The organism is Polaromonas sp. P1_F4 (assembly GCF_056405675.1).
This window is the reverse complement of sequence record NZ_JBFUBP010000001.1, coordinates 911,733-937,055: the sequence shown is the minus strand read 5'-3', so window position 1 is coordinate 937,055 and position 25,323 is coordinate 911,733. Positions and strand designations below refer to the sequence as shown.

The 25,323-nt window shown below is 62.1% G+C and carries 27 protein-coding genes; 19 read left to right on the top strand and 8 right to left on the bottom strand.

Translation table 11 applies throughout. The annotated features are described in order from the left end of the window. Window positions 1-6: 6 nt before the first annotated feature. Both AC1DYQ_RS04410 and AC1DYQ_RS04405 read left to right on the top strand, forming a co-directional pair. The gene (locus AC1DYQ_RS04410; protein ID WP_477665924.1) at window positions 7-180 is read left to right on the top strand and encodes a hypothetical protein; all 174 of its coding nucleotides are present in this window, start codon (window positions 7-9) and stop codon (window positions 178-180) included. Then, complete coding sequence (locus AC1DYQ_RS04405) at window positions 177-497, top strand: hypothetical protein (protein ID WP_477685729.1); 321 nt, start codon at window positions 177-179, stop codon at window positions 495-497. The genes AC1DYQ_RS04410 and AC1DYQ_RS04405 overlap by 4 nt, the downstream gene beginning before the upstream one ends. A gap of 121 nt (window positions 498-618) precedes the next feature. Here the strand turns inward: AC1DYQ_RS04405 and AC1DYQ_RS04400 are convergent, their stop codons facing one another. The 3 genes from AC1DYQ_RS04400 to AC1DYQ_RS04390 form a co-directional block, all read right to left on the bottom strand. After that, the gene (locus AC1DYQ_RS04400; protein WP_477685728.1) at window positions 619-1,584 is read right to left on the bottom strand and encodes a ferritin-like domain-containing protein; all 966 of its coding nucleotides are present in this window, start codon (window positions 1,582-1,584) and stop codon (window positions 619-621) included. 331 nt (window positions 1,585-1,915) lie between these two features. Beyond that, window positions 1,916-2,644, bottom strand: a complete 729-nt coding sequence (locus AC1DYQ_RS04395; RefSeq protein WP_477685727.1) for a glutathione S-transferase — start codon at window positions 2,642-2,644, stop codon at window positions 1,916-1,918. Window positions 2,645-2,727: 83 nt separating this feature from the next. Beyond that, complete coding sequence (locus AC1DYQ_RS04390; RefSeq protein ID WP_477685726.1) at window positions 2,728-3,396, bottom strand: DsbA family oxidoreductase; 669 nt, start codon at window positions 3,394-3,396, stop codon at window positions 2,728-2,730. Window positions 3,397-3,663: 267 nt separating this feature from the next. Between AC1DYQ_RS04390 and AC1DYQ_RS04385 the strand changes: the two genes are divergently transcribed. From AC1DYQ_RS04385 to AC1DYQ_RS04355, 7 genes are all read left to right on the top strand, one after another. After that, a complete protein-coding gene (locus AC1DYQ_RS04385; RefSeq protein WP_477685725.1) occupies window positions 3,664-5,622 on the top strand; it encodes a PhoX family protein in 1,959 nt (652 codons plus the stop codon). 301 nt (window positions 5,623-5,923) lie between these two features. Next, on the top strand, window positions 5,924-6,973 hold the full coding sequence (locus AC1DYQ_RS04380; protein ID WP_477685724.1) for an Ldh family oxidoreductase: 1,050 nt from the start codon (window positions 5,924-5,926) through the stop codon (window positions 6,971-6,973). 293 nt (window positions 6,974-7,266) lie between these two features. Then, window positions 7,267-8,283, top strand: coding sequence for a D-xylose ABC transporter substrate-binding protein (gene xylF, locus AC1DYQ_RS04375; protein ID WP_477685723.1), 1,017 nt, complete (start codon window positions 7,267-7,269; stop codon window positions 8,281-8,283). Window positions 8,284-8,444: 161 nt separating this feature from the next. Further along, complete coding sequence (locus AC1DYQ_RS04370) at window positions 8,445-9,575, top strand: sugar ABC transporter permease (protein WP_477685865.1); 1,131 nt, start codon at window positions 8,445-8,447, stop codon at window positions 9,573-9,575. Between the two features lie 146 nt (window positions 9,576-9,721). Further along, on the top strand, window positions 9,722-10,501 hold the full coding sequence (locus AC1DYQ_RS04365; RefSeq protein ID WP_477685722.1) for an ATP-binding cassette domain-containing protein: 780 nt from the start codon (window positions 9,722-9,724) through the stop codon (window positions 10,499-10,501). A 15-nt stretch (window positions 10,502-10,516) separates the two neighbouring features. Beyond that, window positions 10,517-11,695, top strand: coding sequence for an ROK family protein (locus tag AC1DYQ_RS04360; RefSeq protein ID WP_477685721.1), 1,179 nt, complete (start codon window positions 10,517-10,519; stop codon window positions 11,693-11,695). Between the two features lie 103 nt (window positions 11,696-11,798). Next, window positions 11,799-11,969 (top strand): hypothetical protein, encoded by a 171-nt coding sequence (locus AC1DYQ_RS04355; RefSeq protein ID WP_457280702.1) that lies wholly within the window; start codon window positions 11,799-11,801, stop codon window positions 11,967-11,969. Between the two features lie 35 nt (window positions 11,970-12,004). Here the strand turns inward: AC1DYQ_RS04355 and AC1DYQ_RS04350 are convergent, their stop codons facing one another. Then, the gene (locus AC1DYQ_RS04350; RefSeq protein WP_477685720.1) at window positions 12,005-12,481 is read right to left on the bottom strand and encodes a MarR family winged helix-turn-helix transcriptional regulator; all 477 of its coding nucleotides are present in this window, start codon (window positions 12,479-12,481) and stop codon (window positions 12,005-12,007) included. 101 nt (window positions 12,482-12,582) lie between these two features. Between AC1DYQ_RS04350 and AC1DYQ_RS04345 the strand changes: the two genes are divergently transcribed. The 4 genes from AC1DYQ_RS04345 (at window position 12,583) to fabG (ending at window position 17,354) form a co-directional block, all read left to right on the top strand. Further along, entirely contained in the window at window positions 12,583-12,987 is a 405-nt protein-coding gene (locus AC1DYQ_RS04345) for a GFA family protein (RefSeq protein WP_477685719.1), read from the top strand. Between the two features lie 204 nt (window positions 12,988-13,191). Then, window positions 13,192-14,400, top strand: coding sequence for an acetyl-CoA C-acetyltransferase (locus AC1DYQ_RS04340; protein WP_477685718.1), 1,209 nt, complete (start codon window positions 13,192-13,194; stop codon window positions 14,398-14,400). Between the two features lie 5 nt (window positions 14,401-14,405). Then, window positions 14,406-16,553, top strand: coding sequence for a 3-hydroxyacyl-CoA dehydrogenase NAD-binding domain-containing protein (locus AC1DYQ_RS04335; protein WP_477685717.1), 2,148 nt, complete (start codon window positions 14,406-14,408; stop codon window positions 16,551-16,553). A gap of 57 nt (window positions 16,554-16,610) precedes the next feature. Beyond that, on the top strand, window positions 16,611-17,354 hold the full coding sequence (gene fabG / locus AC1DYQ_RS04330) for a 3-oxoacyl-ACP reductase FabG (protein WP_477685716.1): 744 nt from the start codon (window positions 16,611-16,613) through the stop codon (window positions 17,352-17,354). 64 nt (window positions 17,355-17,418) lie between these two features. Here the strand turns inward: fabG and AC1DYQ_RS04325 are convergent, their stop codons facing one another. Continuing rightward, window positions 17,419-18,024 carry a hypothetical protein gene (locus tag AC1DYQ_RS04325; RefSeq protein ID WP_457280696.1) on the bottom strand — a complete coding sequence of 202 codons (606 nt, stop codon included), beginning with the start codon at window positions 18,022-18,024 and terminating at the stop codon, window positions 17,419-17,421. 272 nt (window positions 18,025-18,296) lie between these two features. Between AC1DYQ_RS04325 and AC1DYQ_RS04320 the strand changes: the two genes are divergently transcribed. Further along, window positions 18,297-18,647, top strand: coding sequence for a hypothetical protein (locus AC1DYQ_RS04320; RefSeq protein ID WP_477685715.1), 351 nt, complete (start codon window positions 18,297-18,299; stop codon window positions 18,645-18,647). Window positions 18,648-18,649: 2 nt separating this feature from the next. On the opposite strand, the gene AC1DYQ_RS04315 is transcribed toward AC1DYQ_RS04320, so the two are convergent. After that, complete coding sequence (locus AC1DYQ_RS04315; RefSeq protein ID WP_477685714.1) at window positions 18,650-19,507, bottom strand: AraC family transcriptional regulator; 858 nt, start codon at window positions 19,505-19,507, stop codon at window positions 18,650-18,652. Between the two features lie 99 nt (window positions 19,508-19,606). Between AC1DYQ_RS04315 and AC1DYQ_RS04310 the strand changes: the two genes are divergently transcribed. The 4 genes from AC1DYQ_RS04310 to AC1DYQ_RS04295 all read left to right on the top strand — a co-directional run bounded on the left by AC1DYQ_RS04310 (window position 19,607) and on the right by AC1DYQ_RS04295 (window position 22,346). Continuing rightward, window positions 19,607-19,963 carry a cupin domain-containing protein gene (locus AC1DYQ_RS04310; protein WP_477685713.1) on the top strand — a complete coding sequence of 119 codons (357 nt, stop codon included), beginning with the start codon at window positions 19,607-19,609 and terminating at the stop codon, window positions 19,961-19,963. A 66-nt stretch (window positions 19,964-20,029) separates the two neighbouring features. Then, the gene (locus AC1DYQ_RS04305) at window positions 20,030-21,025 is read left to right on the top strand and encodes a bifunctional helix-turn-helix transcriptional regulator/GNAT family N-acetyltransferase (protein WP_477685712.1); all 996 of its coding nucleotides are present in this window, start codon (window positions 20,030-20,032) and stop codon (window positions 21,023-21,025) included. A gap of 164 nt (window positions 21,026-21,189) precedes the next feature. Continuing rightward, window positions 21,190-21,765, top strand: coding sequence for a chromate transporter (locus tag AC1DYQ_RS04300; RefSeq protein WP_477685711.1), 576 nt, complete (start codon window positions 21,190-21,192; stop codon window positions 21,763-21,765). Beyond that, on the top strand, window positions 21,762-22,346 hold the full coding sequence (locus AC1DYQ_RS04295) for a chromate transporter (protein WP_477649214.1): 585 nt from the start codon (window positions 21,762-21,764) through the stop codon (window positions 22,344-22,346). Before AC1DYQ_RS04300 ends, AC1DYQ_RS04295 begins: the two co-directional genes overlap by 4 nt. 18 nt (window positions 22,347-22,364) lie before the next feature. Here the strand turns inward: AC1DYQ_RS04295 and AC1DYQ_RS04290 are convergent, their stop codons facing one another. Continuing rightward, window positions 22,365-23,516, bottom strand: a complete 1,152-nt coding sequence (locus AC1DYQ_RS04290) for an NAD(P)/FAD-dependent oxidoreductase (protein WP_477685710.1) — start codon at window positions 23,514-23,516, stop codon at window positions 22,365-22,367. Then, window positions 23,513-24,265, bottom strand: a complete 753-nt coding sequence (rlmB, locus tag AC1DYQ_RS04285; RefSeq protein ID WP_477649216.1) for a 23S rRNA (guanosine(2251)-2'-O)-methyltransferase RlmB — start codon at window positions 24,263-24,265, stop codon at window positions 23,513-23,515. Before rlmB ends, AC1DYQ_RS04290 begins: the two co-directional genes overlap by 4 nt. 159 nt (window positions 24,266-24,424) lie before the next feature. Between rlmB and AC1DYQ_RS04280 the strand changes: the two genes are divergently transcribed. Continuing rightward, window positions 24,425-25,303 carry a c-type heme family protein gene (locus tag AC1DYQ_RS04280; RefSeq protein WP_477685709.1) on the top strand — a complete coding sequence of 293 codons (879 nt, stop codon included), beginning with the start codon at window positions 24,425-24,427 and terminating at the stop codon, window positions 25,301-25,303. The last annotated feature ends 20 nt before the right edge of the window (window positions 25,304-25,323 follow it).

Sequence of the window (25,323 nt, the reverse complement as noted above, 5' to 3'; positions counted from 1 at the left end):
ACACCCATGAAACCCTACCTGCCCTTTGTACTGGCGACCTTGTTTTTCCTGTCCGGCTGCCCCGACAACAAGGTTCCCAAAGCGCCACCCAAGGCGCCCGAGCCCAAAGCCGAAACTGTCGCCACGCCGATACCTTCCATGGTTGCAATCAAAAGCAGCCTGTCCGGCCCCCTTTCATGAAAAACCGTGGATGGCCATCCGGCATGTTTGCGGCCATCTGCCTGGCCGGATGTGCCGGCACAACAGCAGAGCCGCCCCCGCACCCCGTCAGCGTGGACGGGCAGACCTATCTCATCAGCCAGCTGACAGCCGGCACCTGGACAGCCATTGCTCCAGGGTCAAAAGGCGGCAGCGTCATATCGACCCCTGCGGGCCGCGCAGTGTTGCTGCAGGCGATTGAACTGCGCTCCGGCTGCAAGGTCACCGATGCTGACTATTCACGCAACGGCGTACAGCTCGACGCCCAGGTGGATTGCGCGAGCAGCTTGAAGAACTAACGAGGCCACTCCCGACATGGAGGAATAAAAAAAGGGGCGACAGATGCCGCCCCTTGGTTTGCCGAGCCTCGAGTGCCGACAAAAAATAATTGATTCCTGTGTGAGCGCCAGTCCTTGTCAGTTATGAAGCAGTCTTCAGCGCGTCGCGCAGGGCTTTCACCTGGTCATGGTTGCGCTGCGCGCCCTGGGCCTGGCGTTCCACCACGGCTCTGATACCGGCGGGGAAATTGCGCTTCAGGGCTCTGCGGTAGCGTGCCACTGCAGCGTCTTCGCCGCGCTCGCACTCGTTGAGCATCGCCTGGTCACTCAACGCGCTCAGCGTGGCCCGCACGGAAACCCATCCGCGATGCAATGCACCGCTGACCGAGCCGCCTTCGTCGGGCTTCCCGCCGAGCTGGCGAATCAGGGTTTGCAGCTCCAGGCCCGCAGCCCGGCATTCATCAGCATGGCGAAGCAGCAGTGTCTTGATGTCCTGCGCCTTGGTGTGCTCGGCGCATTCGCGGAAACCATACTCGCCGTCACGGCAGGACTCAAGCAGGTCATTCAGGTTTTCGATGACGTCTTCATCGTCGTCCACTGTTGCATCGCCCGTTGCAGCGGCATTTTCAAAAGCACCCGGGTACAGGCTCTCAACCCTGCTCCATGCCGCGCGGCTCGCCTCCCTGGCCTGTGGCCAGGTCAATGTGGAACGCTCTCTTTTCGTATCCCAGTGGGTCCGCAAGCGGCTTTCGGTTTCGTCAAATGAACCCGCATACTCCTGCCGGCCATAGAGCCCCAGACGGTAGGCCGGCGCATAGTCGTCAAAGGGCCGCCCGTCTTCGTAATAGCTTTCACGGTTGTAGTTGCCGCGCCAGTAGGCTTCCTCTGCGGTCGGGTCCAGCGCTTCGGCAGCTTCCTTGCCGCCCAGGCCACCAGCCACGGCGCCTGCAATGCCGCCCACCACCGCACCCACCGGTCCGGCCACCGTTCCAGCAGCCGCGCCGGCGGCAACACCACCCGCCGCTGCGCCGATACCGGTTCCAACCGGATGGGCGCCCGGTTCCTTGCTGATGGGATCAAGATTCTGGTCGTGCTGTTCCTTTGCCATGGTGTACTCCTTTGTCTCTTGCAGCGTTGTAAAAAAACTGCCCGGACGTTGCTCGCACCATCGTGATGTGATGATGATTGCCAGGCAGGTAGATTGATGGTGCAACCCAGGGATGCACTGCGCGGTCAGGCAAGCACAGCCTCCGTTGTAGGAGAACGCCGCGCACGCCCCGGCCAGGTTGTCGCGTCAGAAATTTACGCAATTTCGGCCTATAGGCCTTTCAGGACAAGCGCAGGCAGCTATCAAAACAGGAGCAGAGACAAGAAGGAAGACCTGGACTTTGGCGTACCCAGGCGATTACAACAGCACTGCAACTGAAGACCCGGCCCACTCAGGCATCGAGCTCCGGGTAACGGCGAAAGATGCCGTCTTCGTTGAAGGCAATGCGCCGCTCGCTCGCAAGATAGGCTGCCACGCGCCGGTGTTGCGCCATTCTGTCGTGCAAGGCCGCAACGCGCGGCACGGTTTTCAGTGCGCGGCGGGCCGCCTTGGGAAACGCATACAGGAGTCCTTCCACTAACTGGAACAGGGAAAGGTCGGCATAGCTCAGCCGGCCACCCACCAGATGCGCGCTGCCGCGTGGGTTGCGCTCCAGCACGGTTTCAAACCAGCCCAGAAATTTCTTCATGCGTGCCGTCCTGAATTCTTTTGCGCGGCGCAGCGCTTCCTTTTTCTGGTCTTCGTAATACAGGCCAGTTCCTACCGGATGATGGGTGTCGTGCGCCTCGGCCACAACGTCGGCGATCGTGAGCTGCAGCTGGTGCGTCCACAGGCGTTGGGCCTCGCTCTTGCCCACCAGGCCCAGGCGCGGACCCAGGTAAAGCAGGATGGCTGCGGACTGCCCGACGATGGTTTTTCCGTCCACCAAAAACGGCGGCGCGAAGGGCGGGTGCTGCACGTCCGCGCTCTCCATGAAGTGCATCATGGCAGGAATGCCCTCGCCGTCGCCCTCGCAGCCACGCGCCACGTCAAGGTAGCCGGCGCCAGCGGCCTCCAGTGCCAGCCGGACAAATTCGCCGCGCCCCTGGATGGTGGGCCAGTAGTGAAGCTCGTAAGGCATGAATGACAAACTCCTGTGCTTGACGTTTCGTCCTCTTGCGTGAAAGCGCTGGGGGCGGGCCGCTGGAAACGCAGAAACCGCGCTCAGCCCGCCGCGGCGATCTGCCGCAGGGCCTGCTCAAACACTTCCGCGGGTTGCCCGCCGGAAATCAGGTGGCGGTCATTGATGATGACGGCCGGCACCGAGTGAATGCCCTGGGTCAGGTAGAACTGCTCGCGCTCGCGCACCTCGCCGGCATATTCACCTGAGGCCAACACTTCGCGCGCCCGGGCTTCATCCAGCCCCGCCTCCGCAGCCGCTTTCGCCAGCACCTCGTGCGACGCCGGGCTCTGGCCGTCGGTGAAGTAGCGCTTGAAAAGCAGTTCCTTCAGCGCCTTCTGCTTGTCCACCCCTTCCAGCTCGGCCCAGTGCAGCAGGCGGTGCGCGTCAAAGGTGTTGTAGATGCGGCTGCGCCCGCCGCCGGGCTCGTCGGCCATGCTGAACTTGAAGCCCACCTGCGCGCCGCGTGCGCGGATGTTCTCGCGGTTGGCCTGGGCCTGCGCGGGTGTGATGCCGTATTTCTCGGTGATGTGCTCGGTGATTTCCTGGCCTTCGGGCGCCATCTTCGGGTTGAGTTCAAAGGGCTGGAAATGCAGCTCTGCCGTGATGTCGCCGCGCACGCGCTCCAGCGCCTGGTCCAGCGACTTCAGGCCGATCACGCACCAGGGGCAGGAAACGTCGGACACGAAATCGATTTTGAGTTGAGTGGTCATGGAGGCCTTGAGGGTTGCTGTTCTGGCAGACCGATTTTGGCCCGCAGCAAAGCAGCTTGCGGTTCGCCCGGGGATATTCAAGTACCCGGCGCGAGGTTAATCAGCGGGAGCCGCCCCTGCCTGGGGCCGTCTGTGGCAGCCCTTTTCAAGAAACTGTCACACAAGCTTCCTAAGATTCCCGCAGCGCAGCCCGACTTGCCCCGCCGGAGTGCGCGGCCAGGGCTGCGGCTTCGCGATCACCCACCTGAAACACTGGAAACCATAACAATGTCCGACCTGGCCACCCCTTCCCTTCCCTCCCGCCGCACGGCCCTCAAGTTCCTGGCGACCGCGCCCATGCTGCCGCTGGGGGCCCTGGCCTCCAGCACCCTGTTGTCGGGCTGCGCCACCGGAAGCGGCCCCGCCGCAGCGGGCAATTACATGGCCTCCAGCTTCACGTCCATGGCCGCCCCCTCGCTGGCTGATGCGGCCGCCATGGCCACCACCACCGTGGGCTCCAGCCTGCAGGTCCGCCTCAAAGACAACAGCACGCAGAGCTACAAGCTCGCCTACCAGCCCTTCTTCGTGACCGGCGACATGGTGCCGGATGGCAAGGGCGGCACCATCCTTGCCGGCGGCTATGTCGACATCAACAACCAGCCCATCATCGACCGCTCGGTGCCGGGCAAGGAACGCCAGATATTCTCCGACTCGCCCGACGGCACTTCGTTGCTGGGCCTGACCAACGCCAATGTCCCCGGTGTCAAGGGCAAGGCGGTGTTCGCCGTTGTGCAGTTTGAATACACCACACGCGACCAGGCCGGCGCCGATGCCTACGGCAACCTGCCCTCGCCCATCGCCGTGCTGACGCTGGACCAGGACCAGGCTACCGGCAAGCTCAGCCTGGTGAAGTATCACAACGTTGATATGTCCAGGGCGCACGGCCTGTGGATCACCTGTGGCGCCAGCCTCTCGCCCTGGAACACCCACCTTTCGAGCGAAGAGTACGAACCCGACGCACCTTTTGCCACTGAAAGCGCGCAGTTCAGGAAGTTCAGCAAGAACGTCTACGGCGACGAAACCAAAGCGAACCCTTACCACTACGGCCACCTGCCGGAAGTCACCGTGCATCCCGATGGCACCGGCACGGTCAAAAAGCACTACAACATGGGCCGCATCTCGCATGAGCTGGTGCAGGTCATGCCTGACAACCGCACCGTGCTGATGGGCGACGACGCCACCAACAGCGGCCTCTTTGTCTTTGTGGCCGACCGTGAGAAAGACCTCTCATCCGGCACGCTGTATGTGGGCAAGCTGGGCACCGGCTTCTCGGTCGACCCTGCCGACCAGGGCGCGAAGATTTCCTGGATCAAGCTGGGCCACGCCTCCAGCGCCGAGATCGAAAAGATGGCCGACACGCTCAAACCGGCCGACATCATGACGGTGCTCAAGGCCGACCCGTCGGACACCAGCTTCACCAAGGTGTTCTACGGCGGCAACCCGAACTGGATCAAGGTCAAGCCCGGCATGGAAAAAGCCGCGGCCTTCCTCGAAACCCACCGCTACGCCTACCTCATGGGCGGCAGCATGGGCTTTTCCAAAATGGAAGGCACCACCGTCAACATCAAGGACAAGGTCGCCTACTCGGCGCTGCAGAACATGCAGGACTCCATGGTCAAGACCGGCAAGGGCTGGAACGCGGCCAGCGGCATCGCGCTGGACAAGGCCCTGATTGCCGGCGGCGTGATGGTGCACAAGCTGGACGGCGGCCAGAAAGACCTGGCCGGCAACGCCATCAACAGCGAATGGATGCCGGTGCACACCAAGGCCCTGCTGGTCGGCGAAGACATCGCCGGCGATGCACTGGGCAACAAGGCCAACCCCAACAAGGTGTCCAACCCCGACAACCTGAAGTTCTCGGAAAAAATGCGCACACTCTTCATCGGCGAAGACAGCAGCACCCACGTCAACAACTTCATCTGGGCCTACAACGTCGACACCCAGCAGCTGTCGCGCCTGATGTCCATGCCTTCGGGTGCCGAAGCCACCGGCCTGCATGTGGTGGACGACCTCAACGGCTGGACCTACATCATGAGCAACTTCCAGCACCCCGGCGACTGGATTCCGGCGCTGCATGGCAAGGTGCAGGCCACGCTGGACCCGCTGGTGCGCGCGAACTACAAGGACCGCTTCGGCGCGGCTGTCGGCTACCTCACCGCGGACCCCAGCAGCATCAAGCTGGGCTGATTGACGGCATAGCCATAAACATGGCTACAGGCACCGGCTTCGGTGCCTCAGGCGGAAAGCGGGCTCATGGCCCGCTTTCCGCTTTTTGCCCCGTATGAAATGCCGCGCATGGGTTGTGCGATGTGCGACCTTACGTGTTCGTCCCTAGAATGTTCAGGACAGCGACGGCCGGCCTGATGCGGCCTGACGCGTTGGGTTATGTGTATCAAAAGTCCATCTAACCCATACAGGACGAGCGCGAGCAGCTATCAAAAACAGAGCATCTGCAGCGACAACATTGAGACAACCCCGAGAAAAATCCATGCGATACGCCCAGACCGATCTGATCAACTACGCCCGAACCCTGCTGACCACTGCCGGGCTGGAGCACGACAAGGCCGCCGCCGTGGCCGACATCCTGGTCCAGGGCGACCTGATGGGCCATAACACCCACGGGCTCGCCCTGCTGCCGGGCTACCTGGCAGAGCTGGAGTCTGGCGCGATGGAAAAACTCGGCACCCCAGCCGTGCTGGCCGACCATCCGGCCGCCGTGACATGGGACGGCCGCCGCCTGCCCGGCCCCTGGCTGGTTCTGCAAGCGATGGCATTGGCCACTGAGCGTGCCGCCACCCAGGGCACCTGCACTGTTGTGATTCGCCGCAGCCACCACATCGCCTGCCTGGCCGCCTATCTCAAGCGCGCCACCGATCAGGGCCTGATGATGCTGCTGACCTGCTCGGATCCGAACACGGCCAGCGTTGCCCCCTTTGGCGGGCTGGACCCGGTGTTCACACCCAACCCGGTTTCGGCCGGCATTCCCACCAACGGTGTTCCGGTGCTGATGGATGTGTCCACCTCGGCCACGACCAACGGCATGACCAACCGGCTGCACAAGGAAGGCAAGCGTCTGCCTGCTGCCTGGGTGATGGACGGCCACGGCGTGGCCAGTGACAACCCTTCGGTACTGTTCGATGAACCCAAGGGCACCATCCTGCCGCTGGGTGGCATGGACTCGGGCCACAAGGGCTATGGCCTCACCTTGCTGGTGGAGGCGCTGACCGGCGGCCTCGCAGGCCACGGCCGCGCCGACGCAAAAGAAGGCTGGGGCGCCACGGTTTTCCTGCAGGTGATTGACCCGCGCGCTTTTGCGGGCCTGGATGCATTCACACGCCAGACTGGCCATGTCGCCGATGCCTGCCGCGCATCACGCCCCGCGCAAGCAGGGTCTGCGGTGCGCACGCCCGGGGAAAAAGGCATTGCGCTGGCAACCAGGCAAATGGAATCGGGCGTGGAGCTGTATCCCTCCATCCTGCCCTCACTGTCAAGCTGGGCGATCAAGCTTGGGGTGACAGAGCCGTCTGCCGCCAACTGAAGCGAAGCGCAGGCCTTCCAGGGAAAACCGGTCCGGCCAGCCGGTGCCGCTGACGGATTTTCTGCTTGCAGCGCCTGCTGATCAGCCTTTGGTATTACAGAAACCATCAAAAATTTAAAGTGCCCCCCGCATACCCGGGGTTTGTCCCTAGGCGGGGAATTTTTCAGGTCCACATAATTAGTGCGTCGTTCAAACTAATTCTGAAGTGCTGCGTTTGCAGCGGAACGATTACCGGGATTCAGCTGAGTTTTCAAAACTACACGCCCGACTGGGCAGAACTATCGGAGACATTCATGAAACTAAAAAATTCCCTCACCGCAATGGCACTCAGCCTGGCCGCTGCCGGCGCATTTGCGCAGGTCACTGTCGGCGTCAGCTGGTCCAACTTCCAGGAGGAACGCTGGAAAACCGACGAGGCCGCCATCAAGACACAGCTTGAAAAGCTGGGCGCCAAATACATCAGTGCAGACGCCGCAGGCTCCCCTGAAAAACAGCTGGCGGACATTGACGGCTTGATGGCCAAGGGCGCCAAGGTCCTGATCGTGCTGGCCATGGACAAGGACGCCATCCTGCCCGCCGTGAACAAGGCCACCAAACAAAAAGTGCCGGTCATCGCCTACGACCGCCTGATCGAAGCGCCCGGCGTGTTCTACATCACCTTCGACAACAAGGAAGTTGGCCGCATGCAGGCCCGTGCCGTGTTCCAGGCCAAGCCCAAGGGCAACTATGTGATGATCAAGGGCTCCCCCACCGACCCGAATGCCAATTTCCTGCGCGAAGGCCAGCAGGAAATCATTGACGCCGCCGTCAAGAAAGGCGACATCAAGATCGTGGGTGAGGAATACACCGAAGGCTGGAAGCCTGAAGTCGCACAGAAAAACATGGAACAGATCCTGACCAAGAACGGCGGCAAAGTCGATGCCGTGGTGGCCTCCAATGACGGCACCGCCGGCGGTGTCGTGGCGGCGCTGAGTTCCAAGGGTCTCAAGGGCGTGCCGGTGTCCGGCCAGGACGGTGACTTTGCCGCCCTGAACCGCGTGGCCATGGGCACCCAGACCGTGTCGGTCTGGAAAGATGCGCGCGACCTCGGTAAACAGGCGGCCAGCGCAGCTGTCAATCTGGGGGCCGGTAAAAAAGTCGACGGCGCGACTTCCTGGAACGGTGGCGAGAAGAAGGTCGCCCTGCAGGCCCAGTTCCTCAAGCCGGTGCCCATCACCCGCGACAACCTCGACGTGGTGGTGAAAGCCGGCTGGATCAAGAAAGACGAGCTCTGCAAGGGTGTCACGGGCAACGTCGCGGCCTGCAAGTAATACAGGCTTAATACAGGCGTTCAAACACCTGCTCCCCGTTCTGCGCAAGCAGGCAAGGCAACCGGCCTGTAGGTTGCCTTGGGGAGTACTGCATCCTCAAAACCATGCAATTTCCCGTTCGATTCCTGCGCAACGCTGCTGTCGACTGGCGGCTGGTGTTCATGGGGGGCGTGCTCGCCGTCATGGCGGGCGTATTCCAGATCCTGTCGGGCGGCATTTTCCTGTCGCCTGAGAATCTCTACAACATTGCCCAGCAAACCGCGGTGGTAGGCATCGTGTCCACTGTCATGGTGCTGATCATTGTGGCGCGGCATATTGACCTGTCGGTCGGCTCGGTGATCGGTTTTGTCGGCGTGCTCATCGCCTACCTCCAATACACCCTGGGATGGTCCTGGCCGGCGGCGTCACTCGCCGGGCTGGCGGCGGCGCTGGTGGTGTCGGTGTACCAGGGATGGCTGACCGCCATGCTCGGCGTGCCGTCTTTTGTGGTCACGCTGGGGGGCTTGATGTCCTTGCGCGGCGCGGCCTTTCTTGTGGCCGACGGCAAGACCCAGCCCGTCAGCGACGAGACATTTCTGCAACTCGGCGGCGGCTATGACGGCGGTATCGGGGTGACCGCCACCTGGGTCCTGACCGCCTGCGTGAGTGTGGTGCTGGTGGTTCGCATGCTGCTGCGCCGCCGTGCCTCCACGCGCCATGAGATGCCCAACCAGCCCGTGTGGGTGGATGTACTGCTGGTGGCGGCACCGGTGGTTCTGCTGGCCGCGTTCGCCGCGACCATGAACAGCTACCTGGTCACCAACAAGGACGCCCCCCAGGGCATCCCGATTCCGGTGCTGATCTGGGCGGCCGTGGCGGTGGTGATGTCATTCATCTCCCAGCGCACCCGTTTTGGCCGCTATGTTTACGCCATGGGCGGCAACCCCGACGCCGCGGTACTGGTCGGCATACCGGTCAAGCGGGTAACGCTCATGCTGTTTGCCCTGCTCGCCGTGCTTATCACCATTGCGGCCATCGTGTCGGTGGCCCGCCTGAACGCAGGCACCAACTCGCTGGGCACCGGGATGGAGCTCTTCGTGATTGCCGCCGCCGTGATTGGCGGCACCGCACTGGCTGGAGGCAGCGGCACCATCATCGGCTCGGTGCTGGGTGCACTCATCATGCAGTCGCTGGACAGCGGCATGCTGTTGCTGGATGTCTCCATCGGAAAACGCATGATCATCATCGGGCAGGTGCTGATTGTGGCGGTGGTATTTGACGTGCTCTACCGCAAGTGGGCGCAGGAAAGCTAGGATGAAACACCCCCGAAGCGCCTTCGGCGCCTCCCCCTCAAGGGGGCGACACCAGCGGCCCGGCGAAGCCGGTTCCGCGGTGTCCCTGGCCTTTGCCGTGCGGTTTCATATGTCGCGGGTGGCGCGCAGCGCAATGGATCACTGAAATGCAAATCACTACCGAACCCCTGGTCGAATTCAAGGACATCCGTAAGGCTTTTGGCGGCGTTCATGCCGTGGACGGCGTGAACCTGAATCTGTACCCCGGCGAAGTTGTCGCCGTGCTGGGCCACAACGGCGCGGGCAAATCAACGCTCATGAAAATGCTGGCCGGCGCTTTCCCGATCGATTCGGGCGAGATCCATGTGATGGGGCAGAAAGCGAACCTCCGGACCCCGGCCGATGCACAGCACCAGGGCATCGAGACCATTTACCAGACACTGGCGCTCGCCGACAACCTGGACGCCGTGGCCAACCTTTTTCTGGGCCGTGAAAAAATGACGGCCTGGAATACGCTGGACGACTACTTCATGGAGGCGCAGGCGCGCAAGGTGTTTGGCCGCCTGAATAAAAACTTTACCAACATCCACACGCCGGTGCGGCGCCTGTCGGGCGGTCAGCGCCAGGTGGTGGCCATTTCGCGCGCCATTTACTTCAATGCCCGCATCCTGATCATGGACGAACCCTGCGCCGCCTTGGGGCCGGAGGAGTCCGCCATGGTGGCCAACCTGGTGCTCCAGCTCAAGGCCGAAGGCGTGGGTATTTTCCTGATCACGCATGACATGCAGGATGTTTTTTCGCTCAGCGACCGCCTGTCGGTGATGAAAAACGGCCGCCTGATCGGCACTTACCGCACGGCCGACCTGAACGAAGACCAGATTCTCGGCATGATCATCGCCGGCAAGCAGCCGGAAGGGAAAACACAGGCGCCGCACCGCATTGCCTGAACCATGCCATCGGCCATGAAAACCACAGGTGACCAGCAACTCGTCAAACGCATCAACCGCAGTGTGCTGATGCGCTTGCTGCGCAACCAGCCTGGGCGCTCGCGCGCGCAGCTGGCCAACCATAGCGGGTTGACCAAGTCGACAGTCAGCCTGCTGGTGCGAGAACTCATTGATGAAGGCTGGCTCAGTGAAATCAGCATGGCCGCCGCCAACGGTGTGGGGCGGCCCTCCACGCCTCTGCAAATCGACTGCCGGTCGCGCGGCCTGATTGGTGTGGAAGTGGCAGTCGACACCTTGCGCGTGGTGAGCGTGTCCCTGTTGGGGCAAGTGCTGTGGTCAACGCAAGAACCTTTGCGCGGCACCCGGCCGCAAGACGTCTGCAGCCAGATCGCCGACCTGACAGTGCTGGCCCAGGCGCAGCTGGTATTGCGCGGCGCGCAACTTTCAGGTGTGGGCATCGGCCTGCCCGGCGCGTTTGACGAAACCACCGGTGTGGTCCGCTTTGCCCCCAACCTTGGCTGGCGCAACGTGGACTTCTTGCCGCAGATCACCCAGGCACTGATTCATGCAGGCCTGCCCCCGGTACCGGTGCACGTGCAAAACGAAGCCGACACGGCCGCGCTGAGCGAATACGAATTCTCGGAGAACGACGGCAAGGACTCGCTGATTTTTGTGACCTGCGATGTCGGCGTGGGCGCGGGCATCGTGCTCAACGACCGGCTGTTCACCGGCATGCGGGGCATGGCCGGCGAGATCGGCCACAGCATTCTGGAGCTCGACGGACCCGCGTGCTCCTGCGGACGGCGCGGGTGCGCGGAGGCCTTCATCGGTTCGGGTGCTCTGGGCCAGCTGGCGGACACTCGCCGGTCAGGACACTACCTGGGTGTGCTGCTGCAGAACCTGTGGACCACCTTCGATCCCAGCGTGTTGGTGGTGGGCGGCGCATCCTGTCAGCATTTTCCGGAATTGGTGGAGGTTGCCAGGCAGACGCTGCAAAACTACGCCACCCATGCCGGCGTAACGGCTCCCATGGTGCGCGTGGCGCGTTACGGTCTGCTGGCTTCGGCGGTAGGTGCTGCCGCCCTGGTGCTGCACCAATATCTGCGCCCCATGCATCCGCGCGGCCGCCTCGTGAGCAATGGCCTCCCGGAGGGCTTCAAGCCCCGAGTGACGGAATTGGCCGCAGCCTCCTGAAACCATTCGTAGGCCCTCGCTGACACCCATCAGCGCATCTACCCGATAAAGCGCCGGCACCACGGCACGCATAGTGGAGCCACAACATTTCGTGGAGAAGAAAATGTCTTTTGCGCTTTACATGATCGGTTTCGTGATTTTCCTGGCCGGTGTCATCTGGGGCGCCGTGGTGGCCGGTGTGCCGCATCTGTACATCGGCATAGGTGCGCTGATCTTCCTGGGGATAGGAATCTTCAGCGCCGTGAGCCGCACGCGCAGCAAAGACCCGTCTTAAGCGGCACGCGCCGGCAATCTCACACCAATCTCCCACTATTCCCGCGGCGCTTCCTGCGCCATCAAGGCCTGCTGCAACTGCGCCAGCACGGTGCTCGCGGCGCGTAGCTGGGCCTCATTCATCCCATCAGCCAACGCATTGGCCCATACTTTTTGCTCTGCCTGTATGGTTTGCAAGGCCTTGCGACCTTTGGCAGTGAGCCGTACCAGCTTGGCGCGTGCATGAGCCGGATTGTTTTCATAAACGCTGAGCCCCTCTTCCACCAGTAAATCCGCCACCCGCTGCACGCTTTGCCGTGTCAGGTTCATGGCGCGTGCGATCTGTGCCACCGACAGCGGCGCATCCTCCACCGTGGCCAGCACCTGCCAGCGCGCCGAAGTCTGCCCGGCCGGCGCCGCCAGCGCATCGCCGGCCGCCGTCAACAAGCCGTTGAGTTGCATCACCTGCACCACCAGCCAACTCAGGGAATTGGCGGCCGGCGTGCGCTCGACCTCCTCGTTGGCGATTCCCAATTTGACAGTATGCTGTCGCTTAACTATACTTTCAGACATGACAACATTCTGTCATATTCGGATATTCCCAACAACCTGCAACCATCAAGGAGTTCGCCCCCATGCAAAAGACCTATACCGGAAGCTGCCACTGCGGCGCCGTCCGCTTTGAAGCCGACATCGACCTCAGTAAAGGCACGGGCCGCTGCAATTGCTCCATCTGCACCAAAACCCGCAACTGGGGCGCCATCATCAAACCCGACGCATTTCGGCTGCTGGCCGGCGAGAACGAACTGAGCGACTACCAGTTCGGCACCAAAAGCGGCCACCACTTGTTTTGCAGGCACTGCGGCGTGCGGCCTTTCGGTCGGGGTTACGTGGAGCAGATAGGCGGCGACTATGTATCCATCAACATCGCCGCGCTGGACAACGCCGAACCGGCTGAACTGATCAGCGCGCCGGTCAACTACGCGGACGGGCGCAACAACGCCTGGTGGAACACCCCTGCCGAGACACGGCACCTCTGATTCATCGCGGGCATCCACCTCCCCTGAACGATGTCGGTCAGGAATTGAGGAAGGTCAGGTCCGGCCTCAGCCCACTACAACGCAACGCGGCTTTCCGTTCGTCTATTTATGCAAAGCGACTGCTTGGCGAAATGCATATACTTCAACGGCCCCTCCCCGCCAGCCCTGCGTTCCCGCGTTCCCGCCTTCCCGAGGAAAGCCATCATGAGCATCGAAGCCTTTATCTACGACGCCATCCGCACGCCGCGCGGCAAAGGCAAAAAAGACGGCAGCCTGCATGAGGTCAAGCCCGTCAACCTGCTGGCCGGCGTGCTGACCGACCTGCAACGGCGCAGCGGCTTCGACACTGCGGCCATCGACGACGTAGTGATGGGCGTGGTTTCACCGGTGGGTGAACAGGGTGCGGTGATTACCAAGGTGGCCGCGCTCAAGGCAGGCTGGGATTTCCGCGCCTCGGGCGTACAGGTCAACCGCTTTTGCGCCTCGGGCCTGGAGGCTGTGAACATGGCCGCGCAGAAAGTTCGCTCGGGCTGGGAAGACCTGGTGGTGGCCGGCGGCGTCGAGAGCATGAGCCGCGTGCCGATTGGCGCCGACGGCGGCGCCTGGGCGCAAGACCCGGAGACCAACAGCGCCACCCTGTTTGTGCCGCAAGGTATAGGCGCCGACCTGATCGCCACGATGGAGGGTTTCAGCCGCGCCGACGTGGACGCCTTTGCGCTCGAAAGCCAGCAGCGCGCTGCCCAAGCCCGCGCCGCTGGCCACTTCACCGGCTCCGTCGTACCAGTCAGGGATTTTCTGGGCCAGACGATTCTGGCCGAAGACGAATTCATCAAACCCCACACCACGCTGGAAGGCCTGGCTTCACTCAAACCGGCCTTCGAGCAGCTGGGCGGCATGGGCTTTGATGCCGTGGCGCTGCAGCGTTATCCTCAGGTCGAGCGCATCCACCACGTGCACCATGCCGGCAATTCGTCGGGCATTGTGGACGGCGCGGCCGCTGTGCTGGTGGGCTCGGAAGCCGCCGGAAAAACCCACGGCCTCAAGCCGCGTGCCCGCATCGTGGCCGCCGCCCTGAGCGGCGCCGACCCCACCATCATGCTGACCGGCCCCATGCCCGCCACGCGCAAGGCGCTGGCCAAGGCTGGCATGACGGTGGAGCAGATCGACCTGTTCGAAGTCAACGAGGCCTTTGCCGCCGTGGTGATGCGCTTCATGAAAGAAATGAAGGTACCGCACGAAAAGGTCAATGTGAACGGCGGCGCCATTGCCATGGGCCACCCGCTGGGCGCCACCGGCGCGATGATCCTCGGCACATTGGTCGACGAGCTGCACAGGCGCAAGCTGCGCTACGGCCTGGCCACGCTGTGCGTGGGCGGTGGCATGGGCATCGCGACGATTGTTGAAAGGGTCTGAATTCCATGAAGACCATCCAGTACCAAATTGAGGGCGGCATTGCCATCATCACGTTTGACGAACCAGACTCCCCCGTCAACACCATGTGTCTGCAGTGGCAAGACGACCTCAGTGAAGTCACCGCGCAGGTGGTGAACGACAAAGACGCCATCAAAGGCATCATCCTCGCCTCCGCCAAAAGCACTTTTTTTGCTGGCGCTGATTTGAAGGCCGTGATGCGACTCACACCGGCCGACGCGCCCAAGGCCTATGCAGAGATCGAGCGCGTCAAGAAAAACTTCCGCACCCTCGAAACGCTGGGCATACCCGTCGCCAGCTGCCTTAACGGCACCGCGCTGGGCGGCGGCTGGGAAGTCGCATTGGTCGGCCATTACCGCGTGGCGGTGGACGACCGCAAAACACAGTTTGGCCTGCCCGAGGTCACGCTGGGCCTGCTGCCCGGTGCCAGTGGCGTGACCAAGATGACGCGCCATCTTGGCTTGATGGGCGCGCAACCCTATCTGGTCGAGGGTAAAACCTTTAACCCGCGCGAGGCACTTGAGCTGGGCCTGGTGCACGAGCTGGTGGCTGATGCAGCCGGGTTGCGCGGCAAGGCACTAGCATGGATCGCCACCAACCCTGCCGCCCAGCATCCTTGGGAAGCAAAGGACTACAAAATCCCGGGCGGCACACCAGCCAATCCCAAGATCTCCGCGGCGCTCAGCGTCGCGCCTGCCATGCTCAAAAAGCAGACACGCGGCCTCTACCCCGCGCCTGAAGCCATCCTGGCCTGCATGGTGGAAGGCACACAGGTGGACCTGGAGACCGCCTTTCGCATCGAAAGCCGCTACCTCGCCAAACTCATGACAGGCACCAATGCCAAGGCCATGATCAACACCTTTTTCTTCGACATGAACGCCATCAAGAGCGGGCAGTCGCGGCCCAAAGGCGTAGGGCGTTTCAGGCCTGCCAAGGTCGGCCTGCTGGGCGCCGGCATGATGGGTGCGGGCATCGCTTACGCACAAGCCAGCAAAGGCATTGCCACCGTGCTCAAGGACGTGAGCCAGGACAAGGCCGAAGCCGGCAAGGCTTACAGCAGCAAGATCACCGCGCCGCGTGTGGAGAAGGGCCGCATGACGGCCGCCGAGCAAAGCGCCCTGCTCTCTCGCATCACCGCGACCGACCAGGTTGCGGAACTGGCCGGCTGCGACCTCATCATCGAGGCCGTCTTCGAGCGGCGCGACCTCAAGGCCAAAGTGACGCAGGAGGCCGAGCCTTTGCTGGCGCCCGGCGGTTTCTTCGCATCCAACACCTCCACCCTGCCCATCAGCAGCCTGGCCACGGCAAGCGACAGGCCCGAAAAATTTATCGGCATCCATTTCTTCAGCCCTGTCGACAAGATGAAGCTGGTCGAGATCATTCGCGGCAAGCAGACCGACGACGAAACCGTGGCCAGCGCCTTCGACTATGTACAGGCCCTGGGCAAGGTCCCCATCGTGGTGAACGATGCGCGCGGTTTTTACACCAGCCGCACCTTCGGCACCTTTGTGATGGAAGGCGCGGCCATGCTGGGCGAAGGCATTCCCGCCGCCGCGATTGAAAATGCCGGCATCCAGGCCGGCATGCCCGTCGGCCCGCTGGCCGTGCTGGACGAAACCGCGTTGTCATTGAGCGTGCACGTGCTGGACCAGACACGTACCGACTTCACCGCAGAAGGCAAGACCTACACCGCCACGCCCGGCGAGCTGCTGGTCGAACGCATGGTGAAAGAGTTGAAGCGCCACGGCCGCGCGGCCGGTGGCGGCTTTTACGACTACCCCACCGAGCCCGGAGCGAAGAAGCATCTGTGGCCCGAACTCAAGCCCCTGTTTGAAAAACCCGGCACCGCCTGGGACATCAACGAACTCAAAGACCGGCTGCTCTACCGCCAGGCTGCGGAGACCGCCCGATGCCTCAGTGAAGGCGTGCTAACCACCGTGCATGACGCCAACATCGGCTCCATCTTCGGCATAGGCTTTCCGGCCTGGACCGGCGGCGCGATGCAGTTTATCTACGGCATGGGGATTGACGCCTTTATCGCACGTTGTGCCGAGCTGACCGCCAAATTCGGGCCCGGATTTGCGCTGACGGACGCGGTCAAAGATGCGATTCGCCAGCATCGGCCGGTTTACTGAGCCGCTTCGTTCAACTTCCCCTTCTTTCCATTCATCTCATCGACCCATATCCACTTCATGCCAAGACTCCAAAACAAGATCAGCATCATCACCGGCGCCGCTCAGGGCATTGGCCTCGCCACCGCACTCAAGTTTGCCCAGGAAGGCGCCATCGTCATCGTCTGCGACGTGAAACAAACCGGTGTGGATGAAGCCGTCAAAGAATGTCAGGCCCTGGGCGCGCAGGCCGTCGGTTATGTGATGGACGTGACCCAGCGCGCCATGGTCGACGCCGTGGTCGGCAAGGTCAAAGACCAGTTCGGCCGTATCGACGTGCTGGTCAACAACGCCGGCATCACCCAGGACGCACGCCTGCAGAAAATGACGCTCGAACAGTTCGACAAGGTAATCGACGTGAACCTGCGCGGCGTCTTTCACTGCGCACAAGCCGTGGCCGACACCATGACAACGCAAGGCAGCGGCGTGATCCTCAATGCGAGTTCAGTCGTCGGCATCTACGGCAACTTCGGCCAGACGAATTACGCCGCCAGCAAGTTCGGTGTAATCGGTTTCACCAAAACCTGGAGCCGCGAGCTGGGCCCCAAGGGCGTGCGCGTGAATGCCGTGGCCCCCGGTTTTATTTCAACGCCCATCCTCAGCACTATCCCCGACAAGGTACTGAAGGAGATGGAGGCCCATGTGCCGCTCAGGCGCCTCGGACGGCCCGAGGAGATTGCCAATGTCTATGCCTTCCTCGCGAGCGATGAGGCGAGTTATATCAATGGGGCAGTGATTGAGGTTTCTGGTGGGATGTCGGTCTAGGGTGGTATCGGGTGGTATCGCGAAAATGACTTCCTGCTGTCGGGAACCATGCTTGACCGAACAATCAGGCCCTGCGCTCACGGATAGCTTTTGATTTTCTAAGCTCGCTCATCAACTCTTCAACAAAAGTGGTAGCTCGTGCTTCCGGGTTCTCATCACCCAGAAACCATTTCGCGTGGTTGCTCACTGAAGTAGTGGCCCAGACAGTTTGATTGGTCTTTAGATCGACTAAAGACCATCGGATACTAAAACTTGCTCCGGTATTAGATTGCATGACCGAGGCAGGAAACACAATCAAACGATGCGAAGCGCCAAAAAGTCTTTCTTCGTCCTGTGTGGCCTTGATTACCTCTTCAACTGGAACACGTGTACTGGTGTTGGAAGGGTTTGGGCCCTTTTCTTCCAGGGAGAACTGGGTGGCAAATGGGGAATCGTTAAACCAAAGTTGCTTGGACGAGATATTTTCCTTGCTCAATGAATCATTTAGCTGACGCTTTACTTCTGCCAGGAATTTCCTTCCCAGAGCTCCTTCACGCAAGTCAAGAAATGAGTAGACGTAAACCGAACTTACACGATTCTCTCCCGCGAATTCAGGCGCGTTCGAGCGAAAAGATGTAGTCGCGCAAGCTGAAAGAAGAGCAATGGCGAGAAGTAGCAATACTTTTTTCAAGGGATCCTCTGGAATGATTGATGACTCAACATGGTGACGGCCGTTCCGTGCTCTCGGGGGGCCGACCTTGAAGCAAACAAGACGCGCCCATGCTTGCTGGTGATTCTATGCGTGCAACTTGCGAGCTGTATTCTTCAAAAATAGGCTGGTGCGGGCAAATAGCCAATCCTGTTGCCTATTCACGGCTTCCACGATTCAACATGCCACTCATGACAATCTGCAATATAGATATAGCTTTTTAGTTCTTTGGGAGATGCAGGAGAATCCCCAAAATGCATCCACAGATGGTCACAAATCCGAACTCGGTAGTTGACGACCTCATCGATCGCATCACTGCGATCGTGCTGCGGACCTATGAGGTTGATCAGCTCTTGCCACACGAAAGCACCGAGCGCCTCTCGCTTGCCGCGCATGAACTCGTGAGCGCCATTTCGACGGACACAGGGCAAATCGACTTCTCCTGTGAGCTGACCCTTGCCGCTCACGAAAGGAAAAGCGCGTTCCTGGTGAGGGTGCAGGGCCAGGCCGCCTATGAAACCCCGATCTGGCGCATCAACGAGATCTATAACGTGGTTGTGGACCCGCTTGACCGCGGGGAATCCTTATTTGCCGACCTGCAATAGATTCACCCAATTGTGGCCGCGGAAGGCTTCATCTGCCGCAGCCAAGCGCCAGGCGACAAACCCACACTGCCCTTGAAGCGCCGGCTGAAATGGCTCTGGTCGGCAAAACCGCAGGCGGCGGCCACCTCGGCCAGGCCCTGCCCGGCCAGCATGGCTGACTGGGCGCGTTCGATGCGAACGGCGTTGAGGTAGATATGCGGTGGTACGCCAAACTGCCGGGCGAAGGCGCGGGTCAGGTGAACACGCGACAAGCCGGCCTCGCCTGCGAGGGCATCGACGGTGATGTCCTGGTCGAAGTGGCTGCGCAGGTAGTCGCGAATGCGGGCCATGCGTGCAACGCCAGCCGGCTTCACATCATCGCCTGAGCGCCGCTCTCCATAGCGCTGCAGCAAGCGCACCAGCACATTGCGCGTGAGCTCTTCAGCGCGCAGCGACTCCTGCGCCTGACCGCCTGCGCCTATGGCTCGCGTCAGTGCGCGGCCCATGGCGGCGTCGCGCACCACAGGTTGACGGAAGTAGGCCGCCATCTCGAGGCCGGCGTCCTTGTCACGGCAGTCGTTCACCACTTGTGGCGACACATACAGCATGCTGTAGCCAAAACCCTCCTGCGTGCCGCGCTGGCCGTCGTGCGGCTCGTCGGGATTAAAAAGAATCACATCGCCGCGCAGGCTGGCGTGCAGCGTGCCGCCGCAGTGGAAGGTCTGCACACCGGAGGCGGTGACGCCGATGGAATAGGTTTCGTGGCTGTGGCGCTCGAAGGTGTGTTCGGTGAAATGCGCGTTCATCTGCGTCACGCCGGCGAGTGCGCCGGGACGAAAGCGGGCCCAGTCTTTGGGCGTGGTTGCCTGGGCGTCGTGCATGAAACAATCGTAAAGGAAACAATCGTACAAGACGCGGCAGCCCTGGACAAGGAAACTCCCTCCTCAATCGCATTCAACCGCCATGAAAGAGGAGTTCACATGAAAGAAGCCGTAGACCTGCAAGCCAAGCTCGCCACCTTTGAAGGCCACTGGCAGCCGCGCACCGTGAACGAGTTCAACGGGCACGACGTGATGGTCGTCAAGGTGCAGGGGGAATTCAGCTGGCATTCGCACCCGGAGAGCGACGACTTCTTCCTGGTGCTCAAGGGCGAGTTGCACATCGACATTGACGGGCAACCCACCGTCACGCTCAAACCCGGCCAGTTGTATGTGGTGCCGCGCGGCGTGCGTCATCGCCCGCGGGCATCACAAGAGGCGCACCTGCTGCTGATTGAGCCGACCGGTGCGCCCAACAGCGGCGATGCGGCGACAGCGGCCCCGCGCCGGGTGATCTGAGGCCGGCCGAAACCGGGAAATACGAGATACTTGACTTTGTCAACCAATTGATTGACGATATCCAGCATGGCCTCGTCAATCAATACCGCCGCCTCAAGCATTTCTTCCCCACCACAAGCTGGAGCACTCCCTGCGGCCGCCGCTACGGCCCACATCAAGGCCGTGCGAAGCTTTAACCGCTTCTACACCCAGCGCATCGGCGTGCTGGACCCTTACCTGGGCAGCGAGTTTTCGCTGACGGAGGTGCGGGTGTTGTATGAACTGGCCCATCGCGACCAGCCTACGGCCACGGAGCTGGGGCGCGACTTGGCGCTGGACGCGGGTTACCTGAGCCGCATCCTGCGCCGCTTCGAAAGCCAGGGCTGGCTGGCGCGCGTGCCTTCGCCAGCGGACGCGCGGCAAAGCCTGCTGAAGCTGACCGAGGCCGGCCACGCTGCATTTGCGCCGCTGCAGCAGCGCTCCCGCGACGAAGCCACCGCCCTGCTGGCCGCGCTGGCGCCGGACCACCAGCAAAAGGTGGTGACGGCCATGACCACCATGCAACGGCTGCTGGCCAACGGCACTGCGCCTGCCGCGACACGTACAGTGTTGTTGCGCGACCCCGGGCCGGGCGACATCGGCTGGGTGGTGCAGCAACACGGTGAAATTTATGCGCGTGAATACGGCTGGAACAGCGAATTCGAGGCCTTGGTGGCCGATATTGCCGGCAAATACCTCAAGAACCACCAGCCGGAGTGGGAGAAGTGCTGGATAGCCGAAGTCGACGGTGAGCGCGCGGGCGCGGTGTTTGTGGCGCGTAAATCAGCCACCGTGGCCCAGCTGCGCATGTTGATCCTCACGCCGCAGGCGCGCGGACTGGGCCTGGGCGGGCGACTGGCCGACGAGTGCATCGCATTTGCGCGCAGCAAGGGCTACAAAAAAATGGTGCTCTGGACCAACAGCTGCCTGGACGCAGCGCGCGCCATTTACGCCAGGCGTGGTTTCAAGCTGACCAGGAGCGAGCCTTACCATGGCTTTGGGAAAGAAAACCTGGTGGGCGAAACTTGGGAACTGCGACTGTAGCCGCCATGCAGGGCATGTCGGGCGCTGCCTCAAAAATTTACGCCATTTTTGCCTCCAGCCCATATCCAACGAGCGCAAGCAGCTATCTTATTAATAGCAAACGGCGGCCCTTGGTCTCCTGTGCGCAGGCTGTGGTGCATCGATGAAGCGGCGATAATTGGTGCATGAGCACCCCTCCCGCCGAAGACCGCCCGAAACCCCAATCTCTCTCCGATCTTTTCATCTCATTCACCTTGCTGGCGCTTCAGGGCTTTGGCGGTGTACTGGCTGTCGTGCAACGCGAGCTGGTCGAAAAAAAGCGCTGGATGACGCGCGAAGAATTCATTGAAGACTGGGCCGTCGCGCAAATCATGCCCGGGCCCAATGTAGTCAACATCTCACTGATGATAGGTGGCCGCTACTTCGGCCTCAAGGGCGCCCTGGCAGCGCTGGCCGGCATGCTGACCGTGCCGCTGGTGCTGGTGCTGCTGCTGGCGGTGGTCTATGCCCAGTTTGCCGGGCATCCCGGCGTGGCCGGCGCGCTGCGCGGCATGGGCGCCGTGGCAGCAGGGCTGATCGGCGCGACCGGCCTGAAGCTGTTCGGCGCGCTCAAGAAAAACGTGCTGGGCCTGCAGCTATGCGCCGCGTTCGGTGTGGCCTGTTTTGTGGCCATCGCCCTGCTGCGCTTTCCGCTGGCCTACGTGCTGCTGGGGCTGGGCGGCGTGGCCTGCCTGCTCGCTTACCGCAGGCTGGCACCATGACCGAATCGCTGCACCTCGTCTTCGGCGCGCGGGAGTGGTTTGACCTCTTCCTGCATTACCTCTCGCTGTCGCTGCTGTCGATCGGCGGGGCCATCACCACCGCACCCGACATGCACCGTTTCCTGGTCGACAAGCAGCACTGGCTGACCGACGCGCAGTTCAACGCGTCCATTGCCATTGCGCAATCAGCCCCCGGGCCGAATGTGCTGTTCATCGCCTTGCTGGGGTGGAATGTGGGGCTGAACGCGGGCGGCATGCTGACCGGGCTGCTGGGCGTTTTCCTGGCGATGCTGGGCATCCTGATTCCCAGCACCACCCTCACCTACCTGGCCGCGCAGTGGGGGCACCGCAACCGCGAACTGCGCGCGGTGCGGGCCTTCAAGCAGGGCATGGGGCCCATCGTGGTGGCCTTGCTGATCGCGACAAGCTGGATATTGGCCACCGCCAACGGCAGTTCGCTGAAAGACTGGCCGGTGTGGCTGCTGGCGGCCACCACAGCCGTGATTGTCTGGCGCAGCAAAATCCATCTGCTGTGGCTGCTGGGCGCCGGCGCATTGCTGGGCTGGTACGGGCTGGTCTAGCAGCCCGTTTCGGGGCGGCTACTCAGGTTTGCCGCGCCGGTGAAAGTACACCATGCGCGCAGCCTGCCGCATGGGTTCGGTGTCCAGGGCCATATTGAAGATCCAGTCTGCCTGAAAGCGGTCAAACAGCCAGCGCAGCGTGCGCTTGGCGCGGAACTTCGGGTAGTGCCGCACCAGCCCTTGCGCTGGATCAGCCGGGTCGCCGCCATCGGCCGAACCACCTTGCAAAAAGGCGGCTACCGCGCTGCCCACCGCATCGCCATGCTCCAGGGCCGTGTGAATGCCACCAGCCGTCACGGGCGACACCATGCCGGCGGCATCACCAACCAGCATGACGCGTGCGTCGGACACCCGCTTCAGCACCCCACCGCAGGGAATCATGCCGGCGCGCGTCGCCAGCGGACTTGCGTTGCCGACATCCACATGGGGCGCAATCTTTGACATGAAAGCCGCCATCCACGCCTGTTTGGCGGGCACGGATGCGCCTGAGGCCGACATCCGCCTGGCCAGACCAATCTGGTGAATACCGACGCCCGCAACGGCCCAGCCGATGTAGCCGGGCGCGAGCTGGCGGTCTATGAAGCAGTGCAGCAGGTTGGCATCCAGCCGGGCCTGGCCGTATTCATGCTCGATACCGAAGAGAAACTGGGTATTGAGCGAGAGGCCCAAGGCCTTGGCCACACGCGAATGGGGGCCGTCGGCGCCGACCAGGTAGCGGGCCTGCAGCACCATCGGCTCCTGCGATACAACCGGCTTGACCGACACGGCCCAGCCGCCGCTGTCTCGTGCAGCCTGCTCGAACAGCGTCCCGGCCAGCACAGTGACGCCGTCCGCCACGACGGACGCGCACATCCAGTCCAGCAGGGCCGGTGTGTCGGTCGCCCAGAAGTAATAACCGGGCGCGTGCAGATCCACATGGCGAAGGTTGGGCGAATAAAGCCTCACGCCGTCCACCTGCCGCACCAGCGCCGCAGGCACCTGCTGCAGCCAGGGGATGGTGTCGATGGCATCTTTCACGATGATGCCGGTGGTATGCAGCTTGTCGCCGGAAGAAGTCTTCTTTTCGACAATGGCGACCTGCAGGCCCGCCCTGGCCGCGGCGCGCGCGCAGGCCAGCCCGGCAAAACTGGCGCCTATGACGACCAGGTCGAAGTGCTGCGGCGTCGTCATGCCCTGCGCTGGCGCAGGGCTTCGTACAGGCACACACCGCTGGCTACGGACACATTCAGGCTTTCCACCGCGCCATGCATCGGGATGCTGACCAGCTCATCGCAAGTCTTGCGCGTGAGCTGGCGCATGCCCTCACCTTCAGCGCCAAGCACCAGCGCCACAGGGCCTTTCAGGTCCACGTCGTAAATTGTTTTTTCCGCATCGTCGCTGGTGCCTATGCACCAGATGTTGCGTTCCTTGAGCTCGCCGAGGGTGCGGGCCAGGTTGGTCACCATGAAATAGGGCATGGTTTCGGCGGCGCCACTGGCGACCTTGGCGACGGTCGCGTTGATGCCGGCCGCGTGGTCCTTGGGCGCGATCACCGCATGGGCGCCGGCGCCGTCAGCCACACGCAGGCAGGCGCCGAGGTTGTGCGGGTCGGTCACGCCGTCGAGCACCAGCAGCAACGGCTGGGCCACACCGGCTTCTTCGAGCTGCTCCAGCAATTCGTCGAGCGATTTGACCTGCGCCAGTGCATCGACCCGGGCCACAACGCCCTGGTGGCCGTGGCTGCCGCACATCTTTGCCAGGCGCAAACCGTCGGATTCGATCAGCCGCACACCCGCCTCCCGGGCCCGGTCCGTGAACTGGCGCATGCGCGCATCGCGGCGGGACACATCGAAAAACACTTCCAGGACGGATTGGGGCGCTGTTTTGATACGAACGCCGACGGCATGGAAGCCAAAAAGCACTTTGGGAGAAGAAGACATGGCAGCGATTATCACTGTTGGCCGTAATTGGCATTACTACCGGTGTATCGGGTGCGACGAGCGGGGCACAATGGCCCCCGGGCAGGACTAAAATAGTAACAATTTGTTGAACCTGCTGAATAATCCCGCTCTGCTGGCTGCAGGGCACCTGGAGGCGCTATGGGCTTGAGACTGAAATTCAATTTGGTGCTGGTCGTGGTTTTTTTGGCCGGCTTTGCTGCGGCCGGCTACATCTCGCGCCAGCTGCTGCAGGACAATGCGCGCGAAGAGGTGCTGCGCAACGCCCGCCTCATGATGGACACCGCGCTTTCCGTGCGGGCCTACACCGTCGAGCAGATCAAGCCGCACCTGGATAAACAACTCGAGGAAGTGTTCCTGCCCCAGACCGTTCCGGCCTACGCCGCCACCGAAACGCTGGGCCACATCCAGAAAAAGTACCGTGACTACGGCTACAAGGAAGCCACGCTGAACCCGACCAACCCGCGCGACCGCGCCACCGACTGGGAAGCGGACATCGTCCAGCAATTCCGCCAGAACGCCGAATCGAAAGAACTGATTTCCGAGCGTGCCGCCGCCACCGGCCGCCTGCTGTACATTGCCAAGCCCATCCAGATCACCAACGCGGCGTGCCTGCAGTGCCACAGCGTGCCGGCCAATGCGCCCGCCAGCATGATCAAGATCTACGGCGAGGCCAACGGCTTCGGCTGGAAACACAACGAAATCATCGGCGCGCAGGTTGTCACCGTTCCCATGGACATTCCCATCCGCAACGCAGACCGCACCTTCAAGACCTTCATGGCCTCGCTGGCAACTGTCTTCGCCGTGGTTTTTGTCGTACTTAACCTGATGCTGAGCTGGCTTATCGTGCGGCCTATCCGCCGCATGTCCCAGGCCGCCGACAAGGTGAGCACCGGTGATTTTGATGTACCGGAATTCGCTGACGGCGGCAAAGACGAAGTGTCCGTGCTCGGCGGCGCGTTCAACCGCATGCGGCGCAGCCTCGAAAAAGCCATGCAGATGATCGACCACGGCGCCTGATGTCCGGCCGGGCTCAATAA

Bases quoted from the DNA above. Each gene is read 5' to 3' on its own strand.
- AC1DYQ_RS04405 (WP_477685729.1), top strand. From the start codon at position 177: ATGAAAAACCGTGGATGGCCATCCGGCATGTTTGCGGCCATCTGCCTG.
- AC1DYQ_RS04315 (WP_477685714.1), bottom strand. From the start codon at position 19,507: ATGCACGACGCCCAGGCAACCACGCCCAAAGACTGGGCCCGCTTTCGT.
- AC1DYQ_RS04295 (WP_477649214.1), top strand. From the start codon at position 21,762: ATGACCGAATCGCTGCACCTCGTCTTCGGCGCGCGGGAGTGGTTTGAC.
- AC1DYQ_RS04360 (WP_477685721.1), top strand. From the start codon at position 10,517: ATGAAAACCACAGGTGACCAGCAACTCGTCAAACGCATCAACCGCAGT.
- AC1DYQ_RS04370 (WP_477685865.1), top strand. From the start codon at position 8,445: ATGGGGGGCGTGCTCGCCGTCATGGCGGGCGTATTCCAGATCCTGTCG.
- fabG (WP_477685716.1), top strand. From the start codon at position 16,611: ATGCCAAGACTCCAAAACAAGATCAGCATCATCACCGGCGCCGCTCAG.
- AC1DYQ_RS04290 (WP_477685710.1), bottom strand. From the start codon at position 23,516: ATGACGACGCCGCAGCACTTCGACCTGGTCGTCATAGGCGCCAGTTTT.
- AC1DYQ_RS04320 (WP_477685715.1), top strand. From the start codon at position 18,297: ATGCATCCACAGATGGTCACAAATCCGAACTCGGTAGTTGACGACCTC.
- AC1DYQ_RS04340 (WP_477685718.1), top strand. From the start codon at position 13,192: ATGAGCATCGAAGCCTTTATCTACGACGCCATCCGCACGCCGCGCGGC.
- AC1DYQ_RS04395 (WP_477685727.1), bottom strand. From the start codon at position 2,644: ATGCCTTACGAGCTTCACTACTGGCCCACCATCCAGGGGCGCGGCGAA.
- AC1DYQ_RS04390 (WP_477685726.1), bottom strand. From the start codon at position 3,396: ATGACCACTCAACTCAAAATCGATTTCGTGTCCGACGTTTCCTGCCCC.
- AC1DYQ_RS04355 (WP_457280702.1), top strand. From the start codon at position 11,799: ATGTCTTTTGCGCTTTACATGATCGGTTTCGTGATTTTCCTGGCCGGT.
- AC1DYQ_RS04365 (WP_477685722.1), top strand. From the start codon at position 9,722: ATGCAAATCACTACCGAACCCCTGGTCGAATTCAAGGACATCCGTAAG.
- AC1DYQ_RS04380 (WP_477685724.1), top strand. From the start codon at position 5,924: ATGCGATACGCCCAGACCGATCTGATCAACTACGCCCGAACCCTGCTG.
- AC1DYQ_RS04345 (WP_477685719.1), top strand. From the start codon at position 12,583: ATGCAAAAGACCTATACCGGAAGCTGCCACTGCGGCGCCGTCCGCTTT.
- AC1DYQ_RS04300 (WP_477685711.1), top strand. From the start codon at position 21,190: ATGAGCACCCCTCCCGCCGAAGACCGCCCGAAACCCCAATCTCTCTCC.
- AC1DYQ_RS04305 (WP_477685712.1), top strand. From the start codon at position 20,030: ATGGCCTCGTCAATCAATACCGCCGCCTCAAGCATTTCTTCCCCACCA.
- AC1DYQ_RS04280 (WP_477685709.1), top strand. From the start codon at position 24,425: ATGGGCTTGAGACTGAAATTCAATTTGGTGCTGGTCGTGGTTTTTTTG.
- xylF (WP_477685723.1), top strand. From the start codon at position 7,267: ATGAAACTAAAAAATTCCCTCACCGCAATGGCACTCAGCCTGGCCGCT.
- rlmB (WP_477649216.1), bottom strand. From the start codon at position 24,265: ATGTCTTCTTCTCCCAAAGTGCTTTTTGGCTTCCATGCCGTCGGCGTT.
- AC1DYQ_RS04385 (WP_477685725.1), top strand. From the start codon at position 3,664: ATGTCCGACCTGGCCACCCCTTCCCTTCCCTCCCGCCGCACGGCCCTC.
- AC1DYQ_RS04335 (WP_477685717.1), top strand. From the start codon at position 14,406: ATGAAGACCATCCAGTACCAAATTGAGGGCGGCATTGCCATCATCACG.
- AC1DYQ_RS04310 (WP_477685713.1), top strand. From the start codon at position 19,607: ATGAAAGAAGCCGTAGACCTGCAAGCCAAGCTCGCCACCTTTGAAGGC.
- AC1DYQ_RS04410 (WP_477665924.1), top strand. From the start codon at position 7: ATGAAACCCTACCTGCCCTTTGTACTGGCGACCTTGTTTTTCCTGTCC.
- AC1DYQ_RS04400 (WP_477685728.1), bottom strand. From the start codon at position 1,584: ATGGCAAAGGAACAGCACGACCAGAATCTTGATCCCATCAGCAAGGAA.